This window comes from Devosia sp. LC5, from assembly GCF_000735585.1.
In the GTDB taxonomy this organism is placed as follows: Bacteria; Pseudomonadota; Alphaproteobacteria; order Rhizobiales; family Devosiaceae; genus Devosia.
In genome coordinates this window covers 120,892-141,380 of sequence record NZ_JNNO01000045.1, presented here as the reverse complement: position 1 = coordinate 141,380, position 20,489 = coordinate 120,892, and the positions used below count along the sequence as shown (strand labels likewise).

At 62.7% G+C, this 20,489-nt stretch carries 22 protein-coding genes; 7 read left to right on the top strand and 15 right to left on the bottom strand.

Features of this window, described 5'->3' with window-relative positions:
• Nucleotides 1-380: 380 nt before the first annotated feature.
• Nucleotides 381-1,019 carry a hypothetical protein gene (locus tag FF80_RS18965; RefSeq protein WP_052153766.1) on the bottom strand — a complete coding sequence of 213 codons (639 nt, stop codon included), beginning with the start codon at nt 1,017-1,019 and terminating at the stop codon, nt 381-383.
• A gap of 21 nt (nt 1,020-1,040) precedes the next feature.
• Nucleotides 1,041-1,991 (bottom strand): carbohydrate kinase, encoded by a 951-nt coding sequence (locus tag FF80_RS18960; protein WP_035103197.1) that lies wholly within the window; start codon nt 1,989-1,991, stop codon nt 1,041-1,043.
• 204 nt (nt 1,992-2,195) lie between these two features.
• Between FF80_RS18960 and FF80_RS18955 the strand changes: the two genes are divergently transcribed.
• Genes FF80_RS18955 through FF80_RS18945 form a run of 3 tightly spaced genes read left to right on the top strand, consistent with a single transcriptional unit; the run spans nt 2,196 to nt 3,907 of the window.
• Complete coding sequence (locus FF80_RS18955) at nt 2,196-2,588, top strand: lipoprotein (RefSeq protein WP_035103196.1); 393 nt, start codon at nt 2,196-2,198, stop codon at nt 2,586-2,588.
• A gap of 18 nt (nt 2,589-2,606) precedes the next feature.
• The gene (locus FF80_RS18950; protein WP_035103193.1) at nt 2,607-3,113 is read left to right on the top strand and encodes a sigma-70 family RNA polymerase sigma factor; all 507 of its coding nucleotides are present in this window, start codon (nt 2,607-2,609) and stop codon (nt 3,111-3,113) included.
• Nucleotides 3,110-3,907 (top strand): anti-sigma factor, encoded by a 798-nt coding sequence (locus FF80_RS18945; RefSeq protein ID WP_035103191.1) that lies wholly within the window; start codon nt 3,110-3,112, stop codon nt 3,905-3,907. The genes FF80_RS18950 and FF80_RS18945 overlap by 4 nt, the downstream gene beginning before the upstream one ends.
• Before the next feature lie 35 nt (nt 3,908-3,942).
• Here the strand turns inward: FF80_RS18945 and FF80_RS18940 are convergent, their stop codons facing one another.
• Nucleotides 3,943-5,337, bottom strand: a complete 1,395-nt coding sequence (locus tag FF80_RS18940) for an L-serine ammonia-lyase (RefSeq protein ID WP_035103274.1) — start codon at nt 5,335-5,337, stop codon at nt 3,943-3,945.
• 138 nt (nt 5,338-5,475) lie between these two features.
• Here FF80_RS18940 and FF80_RS18935 point away from each other — a divergent pair, with 138 nt between their 5' ends.
• Nucleotides 5,476-6,075 (top strand): alpha/beta hydrolase, encoded by a 600-nt coding sequence (locus FF80_RS18935; RefSeq protein ID WP_035103190.1) that lies wholly within the window; start codon nt 5,476-5,478, stop codon nt 6,073-6,075.
• Nucleotides 6,076-6,081: 6 nt separating this feature from the next.
• On the opposite strand, the gene FF80_RS18930 is transcribed toward FF80_RS18935, so the two are convergent.
• On the bottom strand, nt 6,082-6,528 hold the full coding sequence (locus tag FF80_RS18930) for a hypothetical protein (protein ID WP_035103189.1): 447 nt from the start codon (nt 6,526-6,528) through the stop codon (nt 6,082-6,084).
• Nucleotides 6,529-6,680: 152 nt separating this feature from the next.
• On the opposite strand from FF80_RS18930, the gene FF80_RS18925 reads away from it, so the two are divergent.
• Nucleotides 6,681-7,730 (top strand): DUF3298 domain-containing protein, encoded by a 1,050-nt coding sequence (locus tag FF80_RS18925; RefSeq protein WP_035103186.1) that lies wholly within the window; start codon nt 6,681-6,683, stop codon nt 7,728-7,730.
• Here FF80_RS18925 and FF80_RS18920 read toward each other — a convergent pair.
• Together FF80_RS18920 and FF80_RS21185 are read right to left on the bottom strand one after the other, a co-directional pair.
• Nucleotides 7,727-8,023, bottom strand: a complete 297-nt coding sequence (locus tag FF80_RS18920) for a GNAT family N-acetyltransferase (RefSeq protein ID WP_035103273.1) — start codon at nt 8,021-8,023, stop codon at nt 7,727-7,729. The genes FF80_RS18925 and FF80_RS18920 overlap by 4 nt on opposite strands.
• 48 nt (nt 8,024-8,071) lie before the next feature.
• Nucleotides 8,072-8,773 (bottom strand): DedA family protein, encoded by a 702-nt coding sequence (locus tag FF80_RS21185; protein ID WP_052153765.1) that lies wholly within the window; start codon nt 8,771-8,773, stop codon nt 8,072-8,074.
• 109 nt (nt 8,774-8,882) lie between these two features.
• Here FF80_RS21185 and FF80_RS18910 point away from each other — a divergent pair, with 109 nt between their 5' ends.
• Nucleotides 8,883-9,281, top strand: coding sequence for a RidA family protein (locus FF80_RS18910; protein ID WP_035103184.1), 399 nt, complete (start codon nt 8,883-8,885; stop codon nt 9,279-9,281).
• A 204-nt stretch (nt 9,282-9,485) separates the two neighbouring features.
• Here the strand turns inward: FF80_RS18910 and FF80_RS18905 are convergent, their stop codons facing one another.
• The 3 genes from FF80_RS18905 to FF80_RS18895 are packed head-to-tail and all read right to left on the bottom strand — an operon-like array spanning nt 9,486 to nt 11,582.
• Nucleotides 9,486-10,337 (bottom strand): fumarylacetoacetate hydrolase family protein, encoded by an 852-nt coding sequence (locus FF80_RS18905; RefSeq protein WP_035103181.1) that lies wholly within the window; start codon nt 10,335-10,337, stop codon nt 9,486-9,488.
• A gap of 36 nt (nt 10,338-10,373) precedes the next feature.
• Nucleotides 10,374-10,808, bottom strand: coding sequence for an RbsD/FucU domain-containing protein (locus tag FF80_RS18900; RefSeq protein ID WP_035103180.1), 435 nt, complete (start codon nt 10,806-10,808; stop codon nt 10,374-10,376).
• A gap of 30 nt (nt 10,809-10,838) precedes the next feature.
• Nucleotides 10,839-11,582 (bottom strand): GntR family transcriptional regulator, encoded by a 744-nt coding sequence (locus tag FF80_RS18895; protein WP_052153764.1) that lies wholly within the window; start codon nt 11,580-11,582, stop codon nt 10,839-10,841.
• A 122-nt stretch (nt 11,583-11,704) separates the two neighbouring features.
• Here FF80_RS18895 and FF80_RS18890 point away from each other — a divergent pair, with 122 nt between their 5' ends.
• Nucleotides 11,705-13,255: an altronate dehydratase family protein gene (locus tag FF80_RS18890; protein WP_035103178.1), complete on the top strand. Its 1,551-nt coding sequence runs from the start codon at nt 11,705-11,707 to the stop codon at nt 13,253-13,255.
• Nucleotides 13,256-13,420: 165 nt separating this feature from the next.
• Here the strand turns inward: FF80_RS18890 and FF80_RS18885 are convergent, their stop codons facing one another.
• From FF80_RS18885 to FF80_RS18860, 6 genes are all read right to left on the bottom strand, one after another.
• Nucleotides 13,421-14,050, bottom strand: a complete 630-nt coding sequence (locus FF80_RS18885) for a 50S ribosomal protein L11 methyltransferase (protein WP_244445830.1) — start codon at nt 14,048-14,050, stop codon at nt 13,421-13,423.
• Complete coding sequence (locus tag FF80_RS18880; protein ID WP_244445829.1) at nt 14,047-14,952, bottom strand: SMP-30/gluconolactonase/LRE family protein; 906 nt, start codon at nt 14,950-14,952, stop codon at nt 14,047-14,049. Before FF80_RS18880 ends, FF80_RS18885 begins: the two co-directional genes overlap by 4 nt.
• Nucleotides 14,953-15,010: 58 nt before the next feature.
• On the bottom strand, nt 15,011-16,198 hold the full coding sequence (locus tag FF80_RS18875) for an alpha-hydroxy acid oxidase (protein WP_035103177.1): 1,188 nt from the start codon (nt 16,196-16,198) through the stop codon (nt 15,011-15,013).
• 114 nt (nt 16,199-16,312) lie between these two features.
• On the bottom strand, nt 16,313-17,740 hold the full coding sequence (locus tag FF80_RS18870; protein WP_035103175.1) for a mannose-1-phosphate guanylyltransferase/mannose-6-phosphate isomerase: 1,428 nt from the start codon (nt 17,738-17,740) through the stop codon (nt 16,313-16,315).
• 42 nt (nt 17,741-17,782) lie between these two features.
• Complete coding sequence (locus FF80_RS18865; protein WP_052153761.1) at nt 17,783-18,454, bottom strand: GntR family transcriptional regulator; 672 nt, start codon at nt 18,452-18,454, stop codon at nt 17,783-17,785.
• 430 nt (nt 18,455-18,884) lie between these two features.
• Nucleotides 18,885-20,195, bottom strand: coding sequence for a dienelactone hydrolase (locus FF80_RS18860; protein ID WP_244445828.1), 1,311 nt, complete (start codon nt 20,193-20,195; stop codon nt 18,885-18,887).
• Nucleotides 20,196-20,489 lie beyond the last annotated feature (294 nt).

Genomic DNA, 20,489 nt, shown 5'->3' with positions numbered 1-20,489 from the left:
CGGGCTCTGTCGCTATGTCGTGTGCATCCTGATGGTGCCCGTTGGGGCTTATGGATGCGGTCTCGTCCTCTGGTGGGCGCGTTGTCTATGCGGGTCGTACAACAGTACGGCTCGGATGAGCAAATACGTCCATGCGTGGGGAGCGGCGCTGCATCCAAATGGCCGCTCAATTCGGGTCGTATCTTAACCCCGCCTATCCGTTTCCGCTAATGCATAGCGGGCCAGCCGGACCGGCGTGCGCGCTGGCCGCGGAGAGCGGGGCGACGCGTCAGATAGGACAGTCGTGCTGCCCTAACAAGGTCACATTTGCATAATTCCAAACTGGCTGCAAGCGGATTTAGCAAAGTCCTATAGGAGATTTCCAACCCAGCTATAGGAAATCATAGGAGATCACTGTCCGGCAGGCGCCGCCAGCGGGTCAAGGTGACATTGGCCTCCGGATCGAGCGTTTCAAAACTGACCGGGAATAGCCCGCAATCGGCCAAGACCAGGCGTGGATGGCCCGTGCTGAAACAGGGCTGGCCATCGCGGATCAGCACGACATTGGATTCGGCCAGATCGAAGGCGGTGAAGCGCTCGCGGAAGAGATCAAAGACCCCGGTAATGGCGATCATGCCATCGGCAATGCCCAGGGCGGTGAGCGCCGAATCGAAGGAGAGGCCCGCCGGGTTCCAGAAATGGGCGTGCTTGTCGGCCGGATCGAGCGCCAGATCGGCGACGGTGGAGGTCACGACGAGCCGTTTGCGGCCGGGATTGGGATTGCGCTCATGGCCCGGGCGGCCGACGACCACCAGGCTGGCCCGATCGAGATGGGTCTGGAAGCGCTGCCAATCCAGCTCGTTGCGCAATTCGGCCGGCATGGCGCCATCGGCCGTGGCGATCTTGCCATCGGCGGAGACAATGGCGTGGCCGACGATATCGTGAGGCAAGATTTCGGTCTCCAGGGCAAGCGCCCGATAGTGATGCCGGTGATACTGCGAAAGGTAGGGCGTGATGACGGTGCCGTAAAGGTGCGGCACTCTGGGGATCACCCGCTTGCCCTATGCGCCCAGCACCGCATCGACCTGCGCCCGGGTCGGCGGCTTGCAGCCTTGCTCGGCACAATTGAGCCCGGCCACCACCGCTCCGAAACGCAGCGTGGTCGCCAAAGCCGCGCTATCGAGCTCCTTGAGCTTGCCGGGCTTGAGATCGCCCGCCTCGTGCAGCCAGGTCAGAATCCCCGCCATCAGGCTATCGCCGGCGCCCACCGTGTCGCCGAAGACCGGTGGCGAATAGATATCGGCGCGGGCCTGCCCGGAGGCGGTAAAGGCGCGCGAGCCCTGTTCGCCCAGCGTCACCACCACCAATTCGCAATTGGGCCGCGCGAGCAGGTCGGCGGCATGCTGCTCGATGCTCTTGCTTGCATCGAGTGCGGCCAGGTCTTCCTCGGATACCTTGACCAGATGCGCCAGATCGAGGAATTGGCTGAGGCGCTGCTTGTAGCCCTCGAAATCCTCGACCAGCGATGGCCGCACATTGGGGTCGATGGTGATCGTCGCGCCCCTGGCAATCGCCGCCTTGATCACCTGCAGCCAGATCGCGGCATCCTCGGGCAGGATCGGGCAGAAGCCGCCGGTCTGGTAGACCTCGATCACCTCCGGCAGCGCCGCGATCAACCCGGCCTCGGTAAAGGCGTGGTCGGCATTGCGGTAAAATTCATACTGCGCCTTGCGCTGGGCATCCAGCGTCACCACCGCCAGTGTGGTTGGCGCGAACACCCGCTCCTTGAGCAGGGGCGTCACCCCGGCGGCATCCAGCGGCTCCAGCAGATAGGAGCCGAATCCGTCCTTGGAAATGGGGCACAAAAAGCCCGTGTCATTGCCCAGCTTGGACAGCGCGATGGCGCAATTATAGGGCGAGCCGCCCTGGTGGGCCTGCATGATGATGGAGCCATCCGCCCCGCGCGGCTCCGACACCAGATCGATCAGGCTTTCGCCGCTCACCACGAACATAGATTTGCCCTCCCTGGCACCGGGCGCCCCGCTGGCGCGGAGCCAGCCAATATCATTTTTGCGGCCGCTGTCACCAGTGCGGCCCCTCCGTATTCGTCCAGCCGCTAGAAATATTTCGTTTCACACGGATTAAACCGGGCCCAGCGGTGTTGTTGGCATCGAGGGCCCACTAGGAAGGGCCCCGCAACTCGGAGGGAATACACGATGAAACTTCGTTCTATCCTGGCTGGCGCTGCCATGCTGGCCCTGTTCGCTGCTCCCGCCTTTGCCGAAGACTATCTCGGCGGCGCCGTCAAATCCGTCGATATCGGCGGCAAGATGGTGCTGACCGGCGCCGGTGGGATGACGCTCTATATCTTCGACAAGGACACCCCCGGCGTCACCAATTGCTATGAGCAATGCGCCATCAACTGGCCCCCGCTGATGGCTGATGACGCGGCGATGGCGGAAGGCGAGTTCACCATTGTCGACCGCACCGATGGCTCCAAGATGTGGGCCTATAAGGGCTGGCCGCTCTATTACTGGAAAGATGACATGAAGGCCGGCGACATTACCGGTGACGGCGTCGGTGGCGTCTGGCATCTTGCCGTCGAATAAGGTTCTGGAATCCCGGCCTTGCAAGATGTTCTCGACCAGATCGAAGCCTGCGTGCCGGCCCTGAGGCGTTACGCCCGGGCGCTGACGCGCAATATCGATCTGGCCGATGATCTGGTGCAGGATTGCCTGGAACGCGCCATTTCCAGGCGCGGCCTGTTTGCCCCAAGGGGCGAGGTCCGCGCCTGGCTGTTTACTATCCTGGTCAATCTCTATCGCAATAGCCTGCGCGCCACAGCCCGCCACGGCACGTTCCTCGCCATGGATGCCATTGCCGAGCCGGGCACGCCTGCACCCCAGCCCGGCCATATCGCGCTGGCTGAAATGGCCCGCGCCATCGAAACCCTGCCGCTCGAACAGAAGGAAGCCATTCTCTTGGTTGCATTGGAGGGCCTCCCCTATGCCGAGGCCGCCGGCATATTGAAGATTCCGCTCGGCACGCTGATGTCCCGGCTGGGCCGCGCCCGCGCGGCGCTGCGGCTGGCCACCGGCAATCCGGCCGAGCCGCATCTGAGGACGGTCAAATGAGCGAGTTCACCAGCGACAGATTGATGGCCTTTGCCGACGGGCAATTGCCCCAGGACGAGCGCGCTGCGGTGGAAGCGCACCTGGCCGCCAATCCCGAGATCGCCGCCGAGATCGTGGCCTGGCAGCGCCAGTCCGATGCCCTGCGCACCCTGTTTGGCCCCGCCGGCGCCGAACCCGTGCCTGCCCGCCTGCGGCCCCGCCGCATTGCGGCTGAGTTGGGCCGCCGCCGCGCCAATACCTTTGGCTGGGCCGCAGCTGCCGTGGTGCTGGTCGGCCTGGGGCTGGGCGCCGGCTGGTTTGCCCGGCCGCTATTCGATGCCGAACCATCGAGCCAATATCTGATCGCCGACGCGGTCAATGCCCATACCGTGTTCGTCGCCGAAAACCGCCACGCCGTCGAAGTCCCCGGCAGCGATAGCGAGCACCTCTCGAGCTGGCTCTCCAACCGCCTCGACACCAATCTGGGCATGCCCGACCTTACGTCCGAAGGCTTTACGCTGGTGGGCGGACGCCTCTTGCCGGGCGAACCCAGCCGCGGTGGCCGCGCCGCCCAGCTGATGTATGAAAACGCCGCCAAGCAGCGCATTACGGTCTATGTCACCGCCGCCCTGCCTGACCGTGCCCCCGCCTATCAATTCGCCAGCCAGGACGGCGCCGAAGCCTTTTACTGGGCCAATGCCCGTATCACCTGCACGGTGGTGGGCACCCTGCCCGAGGCTGAAATGAAAACCGTGTCGCGGGCAGTGTATCAGCAGCTGACCGAGGGCGATGTCGCTCGGGCGAATTGGAGTTAGCGGCTATCCCGGCTATGGGCCGGTCTAGTAGCCCCTCAGCAAGCCACCACATTCACCGCCAGCCCCGCCAGGCTGGTTTCCTTGTACCGCTCGGACATATCCAGCCCGGTCTGCCGCATGGTTTCGATACAGGCGTCGAGCGGCACGGCATGGGTACCGTCGCCCTTGAGGGCGAGGGAGGCGGCGGTGACAGCCTTGACGGCGCCGAAGGCGTTGCGTTCGATGCAGGGGATTTGCACCAGGCCCGCGACGGGGTCGCAGGTCATGCCCAGATGGTGCTCGAGCGCGATTTCGGCGGCGTTTTCGACCTGGGCCGGTGTGCCGCCCATAATGGCGCATAGGCCGGCAGCGGCCATGGCCGAGGCGGAGCCGACTTCGCCCTGGCAGCCCACTTCGGCGCCCGAAATCGAGGCATTATGCTTGATGATGCCGCCAATGGCGGCGGCGGTCAGCAGATAGTCGCGCACGTCCTGCGAGCTGGCGGCAGCGTTGAACTTGAGGAAATAGCGCATCACGGCGGGGATCACCCCGGCCGCGCCATTGGTAGGCGCGGTGACGACGCGGCCGCCGCCGGCATTCTCCTCATTGACCGCCATGGCGTAAAGGCTGAGCCAGTCATTGGCCATCAGCGGGGTCAGTTCATTGCGCTGCCATTGCGCTTCGAGCTGCAGGAATATGGAGCGGGCGCGGCGCTTGACGTTGAGCCCGCCCGGCATGATGCCGTCCTGGGCCAGGCCCCGATCGATGCACGAACTCATTACCCCCCAGATCTCATCGATGCCGCGGTCGAGCGCCAGGCGTTTGGTGGTGGCTTCCTCATTGGCACGTTTCATGGCGGCGATGGACAGGCCCGATGCGGCGGCCATGGCGAGCATGTCCTTGGCATGAGCAAAGGGATAGGGCACGTCGGCCTGGGCGGGCGACGCATGCTTGAGCGCCTCCAGTTCCTCGGCGCTCACCACAAAGCCCCCGCCGATGGAGAAATAGGCGCGGCGCAGCAGCAATTGCCCGTCTGTGTCATAGGCGGCAAATTGCAGCCCATTGGGATGGCCGGGCAGCGCGTTGCGCTTGTCGAATACCAGATCGACTGCGGGGCGGAAGCGAAGGGGCAAATGGCCCGGTGGATGTACCATGCCGGAGCTTTCGACCCCGGCGATGATGGCATCCATCGTATCGGGATCGACGGTTTTGGGATCCTCCCCGCAAAGCCCCAGAATGACCGCGCGGCCGCTGCCATGGCCGATGCCGGTATAGGCGAGCGAGCCATGCAGGCTTGCCGTCAGCGCGGCAGCGCGGGCATTGGCGGGCCGGGGCCGGTCATTGTGCTTGAGTTCATCGAGAAAGCGCCTCGCGGCACTCATCGGCCCCATTGTGTGGGAACTCGATGGCCCGATGCCGATCTTGAAGACGTCGAAAATCGATAGGAACATGGCCGTATAGTGCATGGAACGCAGCGACGCGCAACGCGAGCATCGTTTCCCATTGGGCAACAGTGCGTGACGTGCAAGCCCGATTGTGTCTGGGTGCACCTTCCCCGATATCGGAGCCAAGACATTAGGAGACAGGCCATGGCCGAGTATCACTATCGCGAAGGCAAAGGCGCCGATGCCACCTCGCCACTGTTCGTGCTGCTGCATGGCACGGGCGGGGACGAGAACCAGTTTTTCGACCTTGGCGGGCAATTGCTCCCGGGCGCGCGCCTCATCGCGCCGCGCGGCGATGTCAGCGAGCATGGCGCGCTACGCTATTTCAAGCGCACCGGCGAGGGCGTCTATGACATGGCCGACCTGGCGCTACGGACCCGGCAAATGGTCGACTTCGTCACGGCGCGGCGCAATGAGGGCAAGCCCTCGAGGGTGGTTGGGCTGGGCTATTCCAATGGCGCCAATATCCTGGCCGCGGTGCAATTTGCCGCCCCGGAACTGTTCGATGCAACCATCCTGATGCATCCGCTGATCCCGTTTACCCCGCCGGCGGCGGATTTTGGCGGACGCCAGGTGCTGATCACGGCAGGCCAGCGCGATCCCATGGCATCGGTGCCGATGACAGAGGCGCTGGGCGATTATTTCACCGCCCATGGCGCAAAGACGGATTTGGTGTGGCACGCCGGCGGGCATGAATTGCGGCAGGAAGAATTGCGGGCGGCGCAGGGGTTTCTGGCGGGGTAGAAGCCCTCAAACCAGTCCATGCTCCTTCATCGCCCCCTCTTCGTCAGGGGTCACATAGGCAAAAATCTTGGGTTCGCCTGACGCTATGGTGATGAAGTAAAAATTGGTGAAGGTGACGTGACCGCTTTTGCCTTCCTTGTTGGTATAGGCAAAATCCCAATCGACATCGGCGATGGCGTGCAATTCGTCCAGCGGGGTCACCTTGAGGCCCTTGACCGTCATGTGCTTGCCGCCGACCTTGCGGTAATGGGCGAAGCCCTCCGGGATTTTCTTGCGGAATTCATTGTCATTGGGGCCGCCGAACACGCCCTGGGGGCTCGAGCCGACGAAATATTCAGCAAAGGCGGCGGCATGGCCCCCGCTATCCTCGATGGGCGGGTTCTGCAGGGCATTGTCGCTGCGCTGGCCATAGCGGTCGAACAAGCGGCGCACCTTGGTTTCGAGCGGGTTCATCCAATCCTCCTCTGCATCATGCCGCCACAACGCGAGCAGCGGCCATCAGGTTCATTGCCGGACGCCCTGCGGCCATATTGCTGCCTGAAGGGGGTGATCTCAGACGCAAAAGCTGCAACAAACAGCCGGGCGATGCGCTTGCGGAGGACGAGATGAGCAAAACGATCAAACTATTGAGCGCATTGGCAATGCTGGGGGGCCTGGCCGCACCGGGCGTGGTGATCCTGCCGGCGGCAGCGGCCAGTTTTGATTGCACCAATGCCTCCACCCCCTTCGAGCACGCCATCTGCGACCGCCCCGAACTGTCGGCGGCCGATGACGTGCTGGCCAAGACTTTTGCGACCGCCATTGGCGGGCTGACCAAGGAAGGCACCGAGGCGATGCGGGCGGGCCAGCGGGTCTGGCTCGATTATGCCCAGAGGGTGTGCACCGACAATGCGACGCCACTGACCGAGGGCGCTTACGACGATGACGGGGTGGCGTGCCTGTTGGAAAAGTTCAAGGCGCGCAGCGCGGTGCTGGAAGCCAGCCGGATGATTGGCGGGCACCGTTTCTATGTCGCCTCGCAATACCGGGCCATGCCGGACCCCAACGAGGCGGAAAATCCCGATTCATATTGGAAGGTGGCGAGCCACGAGGTGAGCTATCCCCTGCTCGATCACGACGACGCCATGGCCGAAAACTTCAATGGCTTCATCAAGCAGGCCTGGCTGGCACTGGCTCCCGTCAATCCCGAAGACGATAGCGAAGCCAGCAGCGATTCGGTCGATACCGCCGTGATCAAGCAGGTACTCAATTCGCGCATTACGCTGGAAACCAACACCTATTGGTTTGGTCATGGCGCCGCGCATGGCAATGGCGCGACCAGCTATCTGCATTATTTCGTGCCCGAACACCGGGCGCTGGCAGCCAGCGATGTCTTTGCAGGCGAGGGCTGGGAAAAGGCGCTGCTGGCGCTGGCCAAAACCGGGCTGGAAGCCGAGCATGGCGATTGGCTGCAGCTGCCGGACGATGCGGACCTGGAGGCCATGATCATCGAACCGGCCCGCTGGAGCTTTGAGGATGATTACGGGCTGGTGATCCAGTTCAACCAGTATGAAATCGCGCCCTATGCCTATGGCGCGCCGACCGTCACCATTCCCTGGGAGCAACTGGAGGCGTTCAAGGCCGGCAACCAGGATGTGGTGCGCTACGGCAGTTAGGCCCGCAGATCAGCCCATTCGGGGTGGCGGCGGAACTGGGCGACGACATAGGAGCAGACCGGGGTGATCTTGAAGCCCTGCTCGCGCGCGTCTTCGATGGCCCGCTTGACCAGCCTGGCGGCAATGCCACGCCCCTCATATTCGGGCGGCACGCCGGTATGGTCGATGATGATCGTACCATTGGCTTCCTTGCGGAAGGTCATTTCGGCGTCATAGCCCGGCGCCAGATGGATGACATAGCGCCCCCGGGTGGGGCCATCTTCGCGCTGCACGGGCAGTTCGGCTTCGCTCATCATTTGCACTCCTGTTGCCACCGAATGTGGGGACTGTCCCGCTCAAGCTCAATGGACCGCGTCGGAATTGCCCCAGCGGGCGCGGATCGAGCGGCCCAGGCCCCCCATCCAGGGGGCAAAGAACAGCAGGATACGGCGGTGATAATGCAGCCCCAGGAACAGCACCGTCAGCACCAGCGCGCCCACCACGATGACCAGTTCGAGCGACAGGCCAATGGATTTGAGCCACGCCGTCAGCAGCATGCCGGGCAGGATATGGGCGGCGGCCCAGACAAAGGCCGAGGTCACGTTGATGATGGTGAAATGGCCATAGGGCATGCCCATAATGCCGGCGACGCCGGGGATCACCGCTTTGACGCCGGGAATGAAGCGGCCGATAAACACCGCCTTGCCGCCATGCTTGGCAAAGAAGACCTCGCCGCGCGCGATCAGGTCGACATGGTTGCGGAAGGGCCAGATGGTCTTGATCTTGTCCTTGAGAAAATGGCCGATCGTATAGGAGATGGCGTCGCCAATGATGGCGCCGATCACCGCGGCAAAATACACTTCCCAGAACGGTAGCCGGCCCTCGGCAATAATGCCGCCCGCCATCAGCAGAACCGGGGTGGAGGGCACGAAGAGGCCCAGGATGAACACGGCCTCGCCGATGGCAACGCCGAAAATGAACCAGAAGGTCAGCCAGAAATTGCCGGAAATAGCATCGAGGAAAGTCTCGAGATAGAGCGAGATCGTGTGGAAGAACTCGAACATGGACTGCTTGCCCCGCAACACTGATAGAGCGGTGCGAAGCGCCCGCCGGAGATTGACTTATGGCCGGTACGGCAACCAGGCTCAAGCATGATCACACTGGAGTTATGCAATGAGTGAGCCGATTTATCACATGGTGGCATCCGGGCCGCGCCCGGTGGCCCCGTTTTCCCATGCGGTCGAGGTCGATGGCTGGGTCTTCGTGACCGGCCAGATGCCCACCGACCCGGCGGCCCCCGATGCGCCCTTGGTGGAAGGGATCGAGGCGCAGACGAGGCGCGTGGTGGAGAACCTTAAGGTGGTATTGGCGGGCATTGGGCTGGGGCTCGAACATGTGACCATGGCCCGGATTTATCTCACCGAATTTGAACGCGACTATGACGCCCTCAATGCATTGTGGCCCGGCTTTTTCGAGCCAGGCAAATTGCCGGCGCGCACCACAGTGGGGGTGACGGCGCTGGCGGTCGGCGCGCTGGTGGAGATCGATCTGGTGGCGAAAAGGCCGGCGTAGCCCTTCCTCCCCTCTCCCCTTGAGGGAGAGGGGCAGCATTTCTGCGTTCAGCAGAAATGACAGGGTGAGGGGTTCTGCGCTCGCCCATTGCTTTGATACAGAAGAAAGAGACCCCTCATCCGCCCTTCGGGCACCTTCTCCCACGAGGGGAGAAGGAAGAAAGAGCCAGCCTTTCGTGAGCGCGGGGGATTTGCCTATGGGCTGCTAAGCCCCATAAGCCTTCACATTCTGCTGCTGCTCGCCCAGGCCCTCGATGCCCAGCCGCATCACATTGCCGGGCTTGAGCCAGACCGGGTTCGGCTTGATGCCCATGCCGACGCCGGGGGGGGTGCCGGTGGAGATGATGTCGCCGGGCTGCAGGCTCATGAACTGGCTGACATAGGCGACCACATTGGCCACGCCGAAGATCATCGTCCTGGTCGAGCCGTTCTGGTAGCGGTGGCCATCGACATCGAGCCACATGCCCAATTGCTGGGGATCGGCTACCTCATCGCGCGTCACCAGCCAGGGGCCGATCGGCCCGAAGGTGTCGCTGCCCTTGCCCTTGTCCCAGGTGCCGCCGCGTTCAGTCTGGAAATGGCGTTCGGACACATCATTGACCACGCAATAGCCGGCGACGTGGTCGAGCGCGTCGGCCTCATCGACATAGCGGGCCTCCTTGCCGATGATGACGCCCAGCTCGACTTCCCAATCCGGCTTGATGGCATTCTTGGGAATGATCACATCGTCATTGGGGCCGATAATGGCGCTGGTGGCCTTCATGAAGATGATGGGCTCGGCCGGAATGGGCGCGCCGGTTTCGGCGGCATGGTCGGCATAATTGAGGCCGATGCAGATGAATTTGCCGACATTGGCGACGCAGGGGCCAATGCGCTGGCCGGCATCGAGCTTGGGCAAAACGCCAATATCGGTGGCGCGGATCTTGGCCAGGCCTTCGGGCGTCAGCGTCTCCCCGCCGATATCGCCGACAATGCCCGAGAGGTCACGGATCGAGCCGTCTTCGGCCAGGATTGCCGGCTTTTCGGCACCCTTGGCGCCAACACGAAGCAGTTTCATAGATCAGTTTCTCCAGAAATAGTGGAATGCAGCAGCTCAGCCCTTGGGGCGGATAATGCCCTTTTTGAGAATGATATTGCCGTAAAGCCGGCTTTCCCCGGTCTGTACGATGGCGTAGCCGGTCTTGACCCGGTCGTAGAAGGCAAAGCGTTCCAGCGAACCGAGGCCCATGGCCGGCTCATGCTGTTTGATGATGGCCTCGAAAGCGTCCATCACCGGCTCGCGTTTGGCTTCATTGCCCACGACCTGCATGCAGATCGCGGCTTGATCAACAAAGTCGTCGAGCGGCATGACGGTCAGCACGGCGTCGAGCACGTCGGTGGCCGAAATGCCATCAAGCCGCACCAGGACCGGACCCGCCGAATCGGCGGGGTAATTGGCGTCGACAATGGCGATTTCATCGCCATGCCCCATGGCCCGCAGAATGCCCAGCAGATCGGGGCCGAGCAGCGGCGGAATATTCTTGAGCATAAATGTCCTCCCTGGACACCGGCTGGGTGATCAGCCGAATGGAAACGTCTCCTCTTCGAGCGTCTTGCCGTCGGCAAAGGGCTCGGGATGTTCGCGCGCAAAGGCGAAGAGTTCGACCATGACCGCATCGATATGGGCGCGGATGGCGGCGATGGCCTGCTCCTGGTTCTCGGCCAGGATGCCGGCGAAAATGGCCTGGTGCTCGGCAATGGTCAGCGCCAGCCGGCGCGGCGTGATGATCAGGCGCCGGGCGCGATCCAGGTTAGCCCGCGCCGAATCGATAATGCCCTTGATCTTGGTAAACCGCATCGAGCGGAAGATGATGTCGTGGAAATCGATGTCGATCTGGTGAAAGGCTTCGGCATCGTCGCGGGCCGCGGCATCGCGCTGGGCGGCCATATTGGCATGGAGCGCGGTGATGACGTCGTGGTCGATATTGCCGATCAGCACCCGCAATGCCTCGCTCTCCAGCGCCTTGCGGATCAGCATATATTCGCGGACATCGGCGATTTTGACCAACGAGACGGTCGAGCCGCGTTGCGGGGCGATATCGACCAGGCCCTCGGCGGCCAGCCGCGCCAGCGCCTCGCTGACGGGAAAGCGGGACACACCCAATTGCTCGCAAATGGCCGACTTGTCGATGGTTTCACCCGGCGCCAAAGCCAAGGAGACGATGGCGTGGCGCAGCACATTGGTCACGTCCAGCGTAACGCTGCCGCGCGTCAGCGCCGCCGGGCGTGCAAGAAAATGGTAGGGACTTTCTGCCGATGTCATGCTAACATGTTAGTTAGAGAAGCGATGTTTTACAATCGTCCAATGCTGAAGATTGCGCGCAATCTGGAGGCAAAACGGATGCAGGTAAAGCGCAGTTGAGATCCGACCCCGAAAGCCCCTTCATGTCCGAAACCCTGACCCGTCCCCAAAGCCGTACGCTGGTGTTGAACCCGGCCGACAATATTGCCGTGGCGCTTGCCAATCTGGAGGTTGGCAGCGACACGCCGCAGGGCGTCACCATCAAGCGCCGCGTGCCCAAGGGGCATAAATTTGCCACCCAGGGGATCCGTGCCGGCGAGGCTATCGTCAAGTTCGGGCAGATCATCGGCTTTGCCAAGGAAGCCATTCCGCCCGGCGATTGGGTGCATGAACATAATTGCGGCATGGGCGGCGCCGATGGCAGCCTCAAACATGATTATGCCTTTGCCGAAGGCGCCATCGCGCCCCAGATGATCCCGGTGGGCCAGCGCGCCACGTTCGAGGGCTATCGCCGCGCCAATGGCAGTGTGGGCACCCGCAATTATGTGGGCATCCTGACCTCGGTCAATTGTTCGGCCACGGTCGCCAAATTCATCGCCGAGGGCATTAACCGCTCGGGTATTTTGGACGATTATCCCGAGATCGACGGCGTCGTACCGTTCGTCCATGGCACGGGCTGCGGCATGGAAAGCCGGGGCGAGGGCTTCGATATTTTGAAGCGCACACAATGGGGCTATACGTCCAACCCCAATCTGGGCGCAGCAATGCTCGTGGGGCTGGGCTGCGAAGTATTCCAGATCGGCCGGATGAAGGAGATGTACGGGATTGTCGAGAGCGACACGTTCCAGACCATGACCATCCAGGAATCGGGCGGCACCAAGAAGATCATCGAATGGGGTATCGAGCGCATGAAGGAAATGCTGCCGGTGGCCGCCAAGGCCCGGCGCGAGACCATCGACGCATCCGAATTGACGCTGGCACTGCAATGCGGTGGCTCGGACGGCTATTCGGGCATTACCGCCAATCCCGCGCTCGGCTATGCCGCCGATATCCTGGTGCGCAATGGCGGCACGGCGATCCTGAGCGAAACGCCAGAAATCTACGGTGCCGAGCACCTGCTGACCCGCCGCGCAGTATCGCGGGAGGTCGGCGAAAAGCTGATCGACCGCATTCATTGGTGGGAAGACTACACCGCCCGCAACCATGGCGAGATGAACAACAACCCCTCCCCCGGCAACAAGCTGGGCGGGCTGACCACCATTCTCGAAAAGTCGCTGGGCGCGGCGGCCAAGGGCGGCACGACGCCGCTGACCGCGGTTTATGAATATGCCGAGAAGGTCACCGAAAAGGGCTTCGTCTTCATGGACACGCCCGGCTTCGATCCGGTCTCGGCGACCGGGCAAGTGGCCGGCGGCGCCAATATTCTGGCCTTCACCACCGGCCGCGGCTCGGCCTATGGCTGCAAGCCCGTGCCCTCGATCAAGCTCGCCACCAATTCGGACATGTATGGCCGCATGACCGACGACATGGACATCAATTGCGGCGACATCGTCGAGGGCGTGTCCATTGAGGCCAAGGGGCAGCAGATTTTCGATCTCATGCTGCGCGTCGCCTCGGGCGAACCCACCAAGTCGGAAGCCCTGGGCTATGGCGACAACGAATTCGTACCCTGGCAGGTCGGGGCGACAATGTAGGGGTCTCGAAGCCCGAAGCGGAAGAAGGGTAGGGATTAGTCCCTGACGCTTTAACACCCACCGCATCTCCCTCGGGCTTGACCCGATGGCCACTATCAACACGGCGCAAGCGGTGAATGGCCCTCGGGTCAAGCCCGAGGGAGATGCGGTGACTGCAGAGGTTTCTCAGGTCAACCGATAGACCGACCCCACGCGCTCCGTGCTCGCCCGCGCATCCCCAACATCGCCCACCGCATAGGACGCTAAGCGTTCCAATCGAGCGAGCGGCAAATCCCGGCGATCAGGATCGCCGGTCAGCACGTCAAGACCAGCGGCAGCGCAGCGCGTCAGAAACGGCAGCATGAGCCCCGCGACTTCGGCATTGTAGAAGACGTCGCCCGCCGCGATCAGCTCGAAATCCTGCGGCGCGTCCCCCAGATCGATATCGACCAGCGGCAGCGCCACGCCATTGGCCGCCGCATTAAGGCCAATGGCCGCGCGGCCATTGGGGTCGATTTCGGCGGCACTGGCTTGGGCACCCAATTTGGCGGCGGCGATCCCAACCAGGCCCGAACCCGCGCCCAGATCGAGCACGCGCTTGCCCCGCACCAGTTCCGGATGCGCCCGAAAATGCTGCGCCAAAGCCAGCCCGCCGGCCCATTGATAGGCCCAATAGGGCGCTGGCGGGTCGTCTTCATCCCCGGCAAATTGCGAAAGCCGGCTGCCGGGATGGGCGGTGTAAAGCCTTATATCGGGCAGGCTCGGGACCGCTTCGAACCGCAGATATCGGGCGATGGCAGTGCTGCGGTCGATCAAGGATATTGCAGGCCCGTGGCGGTGACGTAGATCGACATCAGATACTGGCTCGAGGTGATGAAGAGCCGGTTGCGGGCCGGACCGCCAAAGGCGACATTGGAGGTCGATTGGCCGGTATGGATGCGGCCGAGCAGGGCGCCGGCGGGATTGTAGACGTTTACACCGGGCCCGGCGCTGGTCCAGATATTGCCTTCGGTATCCAGGCGGAAGCCATCGGGCAGACCGCTGTCGATATCGGCAAACACACCAGGATTGCTGAGCCTGGCGCCATTAACGGTGAATTTGCGGATCTGGGCCGGCCAGTCCGGATTATGGCTGCGGCCGGTATCGGAGACATAGAGCAGGCTTTCGTCCGGCGAAAAGGCCAACCCATTAGGCTTGGCGAAATCGTCGGCGACCACAATGAGTGAACCATCGGCCGGATCGAAGCGATAGACGTAGCAGCCGGCCTGTTCTTGGTCCGATTTATGCCCTTCATAATCGGAGAGGATGCCGTAAGGCGGGTCGGTGAACCAGATCGTGCCGTCCGATTTGACCACGACATCATTGGGCGAATTGAGCCGCTTGCCCTGGTGGCGATCGACCAGGGTGGTGATAGTCCCGTCGATTTCGGTGCGCAGCACGGCGCGGGCGCCATGCGAGCAGGAGATCAAACGCCCCTGCCGGTCGCGACTATTGCCATTGACGTAATTGGAGGGCGTGCGGAAAGGGCTGACACCGCCATCGGGCACCCAGCGCAGCATGCGGTTATTGGGAATGTCGCTCCACACCAGCGCATTTCCATCGCCAAACCAGACCGGCCCTTCGGCCCAGCGGCACTGGTCATACAGCACTTCGAGCGCCGCGCTGCCAATGGTCAGGTCGTCGAATTTTGCGTCGATGCGCTCAAGAACCCCGGCCACGTCAATTCCCCCGTTTTTGAACAGCATTTGAGGGGAAGGCCGGGGCGCTGGCAAGTGGCTAGCGATTGGCGCCGGGCGGAGAATTCCGTGGCGGCAAGTCGATGGAATAGATGTTGTGCGGGCCGACATCCTGAATATCGCGTTGGCCGCACAGCGCCATGGTGATATCGAGCTCACGCTGGATGATCTGCAGCGTGCGGGTGACGCCGGCTTCCCCACCGGCCCCCAGGCCCCAGAGGAAGGCGCGGCCGATAAAAGTGCCCTTGGCGCCAAGCGCCATGGCCTTGAGCACGTCCTGGCCGGAGCGGATGCCGCCATCGAGATAGATATCGGTGGTATTGCCCACCGCGTCGACGATCTCGGGCAGCACGCGGATCGAAGAGGGCGCGCCATCGAGTTGGCGGCCGCCATGGTTGGAGACGATGATGGCATCGGCGCCATGGGCGACGGCGGCCCTGGCATCATCGGCGTCGAGGATGCCCTTGACGATGACGGGGCCGCCAAAGCGCTCCTTGACCCAGGCGACATCCTTCCAGCTCAGCGCCGGATCGAACTGATTGGCGGTCCAGGCGGAAAGTTTGGACAGGTCGCCGGCATTTTCGACATGGCCGACAATATTGCGGAAGCTGTGCCGCCTGGTGCCCAGCATGCCCAAGGCCCAGCCTGGCTTGCGGGCCATTTCAAACACGAAGCGCGGGGTGAATTTGGGCGGGGCGGACATGCCATTGCGCAAATCCTTGTGGCGCTGGCCCAGGATCTGCAGATCCATGGTCAACACCAGGGCCGAGCATTTGGCCGCCTTGGCGCGATCGATCAGCCGCTCGATAAAGGCGCGGTCACGCATCACATAGAGCTGGAACCAGAAGGGTTTGGTCGTGTTCTCGGCCACGTCCTCGATGGAGCAGATCGCCATGGTGGAGAGCGTGAAGGGCACGCCGAATTTTTCGGCAGCGCGGGCCGCCTTGATCTCGCCATCGGCGCACTGCATGCCGGTGAGGCCTGTCGGCGCGATGGCCACGGGCATGCTCGCCTTTTCGCCGGTCATGGTGGTGGCAAGGCTGCGCCCTTCCATATTGACCGCCACGCGCTGGCGCAGCTTGATCTTTTGGAAGTCCTCCTGATTGGCGCGATAGGTGCTCTCGGTCCAGGCGCCGCTATCGGCATAGTCGAAGAACTGCTTGGGCACCTTGCGCTTTGCCGCAGCCATCATTTCTTCGATGGTGAGAATCTTGTCGAGGGACGGCATGGCGGGCTCCGGAATGGTCTGGGCGCTGGCCTAGCAACTAACATGTTAGTCGTCAATGCGGCGTGGAGTCCCGACCCTGCCTGCATGGGCGGCCGCAGATCGGCAACCCCTCCCCTAAGCCCGGCCGAACTCATCCTCGATGCGGATGATATCGTCTTCCCCGAGATACGAGCCGGTCTGTACTTCGATCAGCTCCAACTCGATCTTGCCCGGATTGGCCAGCCGGTGCGTACAGCCCAGCGGCAGGTAGATCGATTGGTTTTCGGCCAGCATGGTCACCACGCCATCCAGCGTCACCTCGGCGGTGCCGCGCACCACGACCCAATGTTCGGAGCGGTGATGGTGCTTTTGCAGGCTGAGTTTCTTGCCCGGCTTGACGAAGAGGCGCTTGACCTGGAAGCGCTCGCCATTGAGCACTGAGGCATAGCCGCCCCAGGGGCGATAGGCAGTGCGATGAATTTCGGTCAGCCCCACAGTGTCCTTGCCGGCGCGCAGCAGCTTGACCAGTGGCCCCACTTTCTGCGCTTCGGACAGCTTGCCGACATAGATGGCGTCTTCGCTGGCGATCACCGCGATATCGTCCAGCCCCTCGACCGCCACATGGGCATGGTCGGTGACGACCAGTGAATTTGAGGTATGGCTGAACGTTACCGAACCGCTGCCGGCATTGCCCGCCGCGTCGTGCTCCTGCGCTTTCCAGACCGCGTCCCAACTGCCCAGGTCGGACCAGCCGAAACTGACACCGACCACGGCGGCATGGCTGGTCTTCTCAAAAATCGCGTAATCGACCGAAATATTGGGCGCCGTGGCAAACGCCGCCTCATCGAGCCGCACGAAATCGAGATCAATCCGCGCCGCCTCGACCGCGCCACGGGCCGCTGCCAGTGTATCGGGCGACAGCGCCGCGCATTCGGCGAGGAATGCCTCGGCCCCGATCATGAACATGCCCGAATTCCACAGATAGCCGCCATCGGCCAGCATCTGCTCGGCGCGCATCAGATCGGGCTTTTCAACGAACCGTTCGACCGCGTTGACGCCCTCGCCCAGAGCGGCACCGGCCTTGATGTAACCATAGCCCGTTTCGGGCGCTGCCGGCACAATGCCGAAGGTGACCAGCTGCCCCCCGGCAGCCGCAGCCGCCGCCCGCTGCACCGCCATTAGATAGCCCGCATCGACCGTCACATCGTGATCGGATGGCAGCACATGCAGCACCGCTTCGGCGCCAAACGCATTGCGCGCAAAAACCGCCGCCGCTGCGATCGCCACCGCCGTATTGCGAGCCACCGGCTCGAGCAGCACACCGGCCAGGGGCGCGCCCATTTCGCTGGCCTGTTCGGCCACGATAAAGCGATAGTCAGCATTGGTGATGATGATGGCGGGGGTATAAACTCCGCCGTCCGCCACCCGGGCCAGCGTCTGCTGGAACAGGCTCTGTGCCCCCGTCAATGGCAGGAATTGCTTGGGCCGCGCCGCCCGCGACATCGGCCATAGCCGCGTTCCCTGGCCGCCGGCCAGAATGACGGGTACGATACGAGAACTCATGCAAGGCTCCAGTTCAGGCGAGGCCGCAACTTACCCAGTTCCTCACGCCGCCGCAAACCGGGCATGCGAGCGCTCGATATGGCGGCGCATGGCCTGCTCGGCGCCAGCGGGATCGCGCGCCTTGATCGCTGCCACCAGCGCCTCGTGCTCGTCGAGTACGGTGCGGGTCACCCTGGGCTCACGCACCAGGCGGAACAGGTGGACATGGGCATGCAGCCCCGCCAGCGCCTGCAGCAGCAATTCATTGCCGGCACTCACCGCAATCTGGTCGTGAAAGGCCATGTCGAGCTGGCCGAACTGGGCATAGGCATCCAGCCCCTCGGCATAGGCCAGCCCCGCCATATCGGCGCACAAAGCCTCGATCTGGACGATCACCGGCTCGGGCATCACCTCGGCGCATTTGCGCGCGGCAAAGGGCTCGATCAACAGCCGCATTTCATAAAGCTCGGCCAATTGGCGCGCACTCAATTGCGGGGCCACGCTATAGCCCACCAGATGCGTCTTGACGACCAGCCCCTCGGCCTCGAGCCGCCCCAAAGCCTCGCGGATCGGGGTCTGCGACACGCCCAATTGCCTGGCCAGGGCATCAACGCCGATCCGGCCGCCCGGCTCGATCTCCCCGGACATGATGCGCGCAAAAATGGCCGAATAAACCTCGTCACCCAGCCTGGCGGGACGCCGCAACAGGCCCGCAACTGCATTTGGAATGGCCATACTAGCGCCTCACCGACCGAATATCCGCGCTCACGATAACTCTCCCTGCCGCCCCGGGCGCTCTGGTAAAGCATCACGGCGCAGCCAATGCACCGCCCAAACGCACATGGCAGCCTTGCCAGAAAAGGAAAAGCCCAGCAAAGCACTTGGCTTTGCCATGTTGGAAGGTCAAGCGCTACAAGCAAATCAGACGCGAGCGCTACCGTACCGAGGATGAGTTAGCAGCTGGCGACAAAATCCTGCGCGAGTCCAACGGCGAACCGGCAGCCATCAATTGCACCCACCTTGTTCTAACGGGATGTTGTTCGGGCGAAATCGAAACGCTCAAATGCAAAGCCGTGGAGGGCGACGAGCATTTCCGCGCCCTCCTGGGTGTCGAGATGCGGCTATTCTTTCAAATAGCCAAGATCGCATGTCGGGCCGGCTGGCCCTATTGGGAGGTTGCGTGCATGAGGGTCAGACCCTTGGCGGTACGGTTCGCAAAACCATTCCAATAGGTATGCTCGGGCTTCTCCGTGCCGTCCTCGTTCATGGCATAGACGCCCGCTGCCGCGTCCTCGACCAGGTCGAGATAATCAGACATCGACGCGTCGCCCTTCAAGTGCTTTCCGAGGAAGGCCGTAGCGAAATGCTGGGCGATGTTGTTCATCCGCACCGAATCCCACACCGCATCGGCGTAATGATCAAACGGCGCCCGGCCCAGCTTTTCGGAAACCGTCCACGATTCGACCGGCGCCGGGATCGGCCCGGCCGCATTGTGGTTCGCGTCCGCAAAGGTAAGCAGATAGCGCTCAGGGGCGTTCACGCTCATCTCGTAGATCTTCTTCGTGCCGTCTTCGTAGAGCGAGACGTCATCCGCGCTGCCCGCCATATAGAAGATCGGCTTGTGGATGCCCTTGAGGCCTTCCGCGTCCCAAAGGTCTCTGTTCATGCCCCAGGGCGCAATGGCAATGACCGCCTTGACCCGCTCGTCCGGCAGGTCGGCATAGCTCTCGGACCCTGCAAGATGCACGGCCAGCGTCTTCTCTACACTGAACTCCATGGCTGCCTGCGTGAGGCCGCCACCAGCCGAGATGACCGCGCCATAGCCACCCATGGAGTAACCGATAATCGCCGTATTGCCAGCATCCAGAAGGCCAGAGAGGAAGCCGCCGTCCTCTTCCGCCAGGCGCGCCATCTCGTTCAGCACGAATTTCTGATCGAGCGCGCGGTTCACCAGCGTCGAGCCGAATGCGCCCTGGTCGATATAGGTCGAGTCCGTGTGATCGATTGATGCGACGACATAGCCCTTCGTGGCGAGATTTTCCGCCAGGTGACTGAGCAGGAACCGATTTCCGGGATAGCCATGCGAGATGATCACAAGCGGATAAGCCCCGCCTTCGGCTGCGGGTTTCGGCTCGACGTCGCGCGTCGCGCGGCCATGCAGCGTCACCTGTGTCTCACCATCGCGCAGGTACACGCCCTCATAGGGCGTCGGCGCCCCGCCATCGACGGCCGGATACCAGACCTCGACGGTCAGCGGACGATCATAGGTGGGAAGGTCCTTGCCGGCCGCGACTTTCAGAATGTCGATCTCACCGGGATTGGTGAGTTCGATGGTGCGCACGCCGACCGCCAGTTCGCCCTGGACGGCAAGTTCCGGAGCGTCGGGCCGGATGAGATCAATGCGGTTCTCCTGCGCCAAGGCCATTCCATTCCCCGTGACAACGATCGCGGCTGCAATCATCAGTGCTTTCAGCATCAGCATACTTTCCGTATTCTTCTCTTAGCGAGTTTGGCGCGTGTCGCACGCCCGTGTGACATGGGCACAACAGCAAAAGCGGCGGCGGCACTTGGGGCCTCTAGCGAGCTCGGAAAAGGAAAAGCCCAGCGAACCGGTTGGGTTCACTGGGCTTTTTTGGTTGCGGGAGCCTGCACTGATCAGAACTTGCAGACTCCGCAATTAGAGATGGTTGCGGGGACCGGCTCAAATCAGAACTTGCGCCGGTTGCAAGTTGAGATGGTTGCGGGGGCGCGCAACCATCTCAACTTGCGG

Bases quoted from the DNA above. Each gene is read 5' to 3' on its own strand.
- FF80_RS18960 (WP_035103197.1), bottom strand. From the start codon at position 1,991: ATGTTCGTGGTGAGCGGCGAAAGCCTGATCGATCTGGTGTCGGAGCCG.
- FF80_RS18955 (WP_035103196.1), top strand. From the start codon at position 2,196: ATGAAACTTCGTTCTATCCTGGCTGGCGCTGCCATGCTGGCCCTGTTC.
- FF80_RS18945 (WP_035103191.1), top strand. From the start codon at position 3,110: ATGAGCGAGTTCACCAGCGACAGATTGATGGCCTTTGCCGACGGGCAA.
- FF80_RS18940 (WP_035103274.1), bottom strand. From the start codon at position 5,337: ATGTTCCTATCGATTTTCGACGTCTTCAAGATCGGCATCGGGCCATCG.
- FF80_RS18935 (WP_035103190.1), top strand. From the start codon at position 5,476: ATGGCCGAGTATCACTATCGCGAAGGCAAAGGCGCCGATGCCACCTCG.
- FF80_RS18930 (WP_035103189.1), bottom strand. From the start codon at position 6,528: ATGAACCCGCTCGAAACCAAGGTGCGCCGCTTGTTCGACCGCTATGGC.
- FF80_RS18925 (WP_035103186.1), top strand. From the start codon at position 6,681: ATGAGCAAAACGATCAAACTATTGAGCGCATTGGCAATGCTGGGGGGC.
- FF80_RS18920 (WP_035103273.1), bottom strand. From the start codon at position 8,023: ATGAGCGAAGCCGAACTGCCCGTGCAGCGCGAAGATGGCCCCACCCGG.
- FF80_RS21185 (WP_052153765.1), bottom strand. From the start codon at position 8,773: ATGTTCGAGTTCTTCCACACGATCTCGCTCTATCTCGAGACTTTCCTC.
- FF80_RS18910 (WP_035103184.1), top strand. From the start codon at position 8,883: ATGAGTGAGCCGATTTATCACATGGTGGCATCCGGGCCGCGCCCGGTG.
- FF80_RS18905 (WP_035103181.1), bottom strand. From the start codon at position 10,337: ATGAAACTGCTTCGTGTTGGCGCCAAGGGTGCCGAAAAGCCGGCAATC.
- FF80_RS18900 (WP_035103180.1), bottom strand. From the start codon at position 10,808: ATGCTCAAGAATATTCCGCCGCTGCTCGGCCCCGATCTGCTGGGCATT.
- FF80_RS18895 (WP_052153764.1), bottom strand. From the start codon at position 11,582: ATGACATCGGCAGAAAGTCCCTACCATTTTCTTGCACGCCCGGCGGCG.
- FF80_RS18890 (WP_035103178.1), top strand. From the start codon at position 11,705: ATGTCCGAAACCCTGACCCGTCCCCAAAGCCGTACGCTGGTGTTGAAC.
- FF80_RS18875 (WP_035103177.1), bottom strand. From the start codon at position 16,198: ATGCCGTCCCTCGACAAGATTCTCACCATCGAAGAAATGATGGCTGCG.
- FF80_RS18870 (WP_035103175.1), bottom strand. From the start codon at position 17,740: ATGAGTTCTCGTATCGTACCCGTCATTCTGGCCGGCGGCCAGGGAACG.
- FF80_RS18865 (WP_052153761.1), bottom strand. From the start codon at position 18,454: ATGGCCATTCCAAATGCAGTTGCGGGCCTGTTGCGGCGTCCCGCCAGG.
- FF80_RS18860 (WP_244445828.1), bottom strand. From the start codon at position 20,195: ATGCTGAAAGCACTGATGATTGCAGCCGCGATCGTTGTCACGGGGAAT.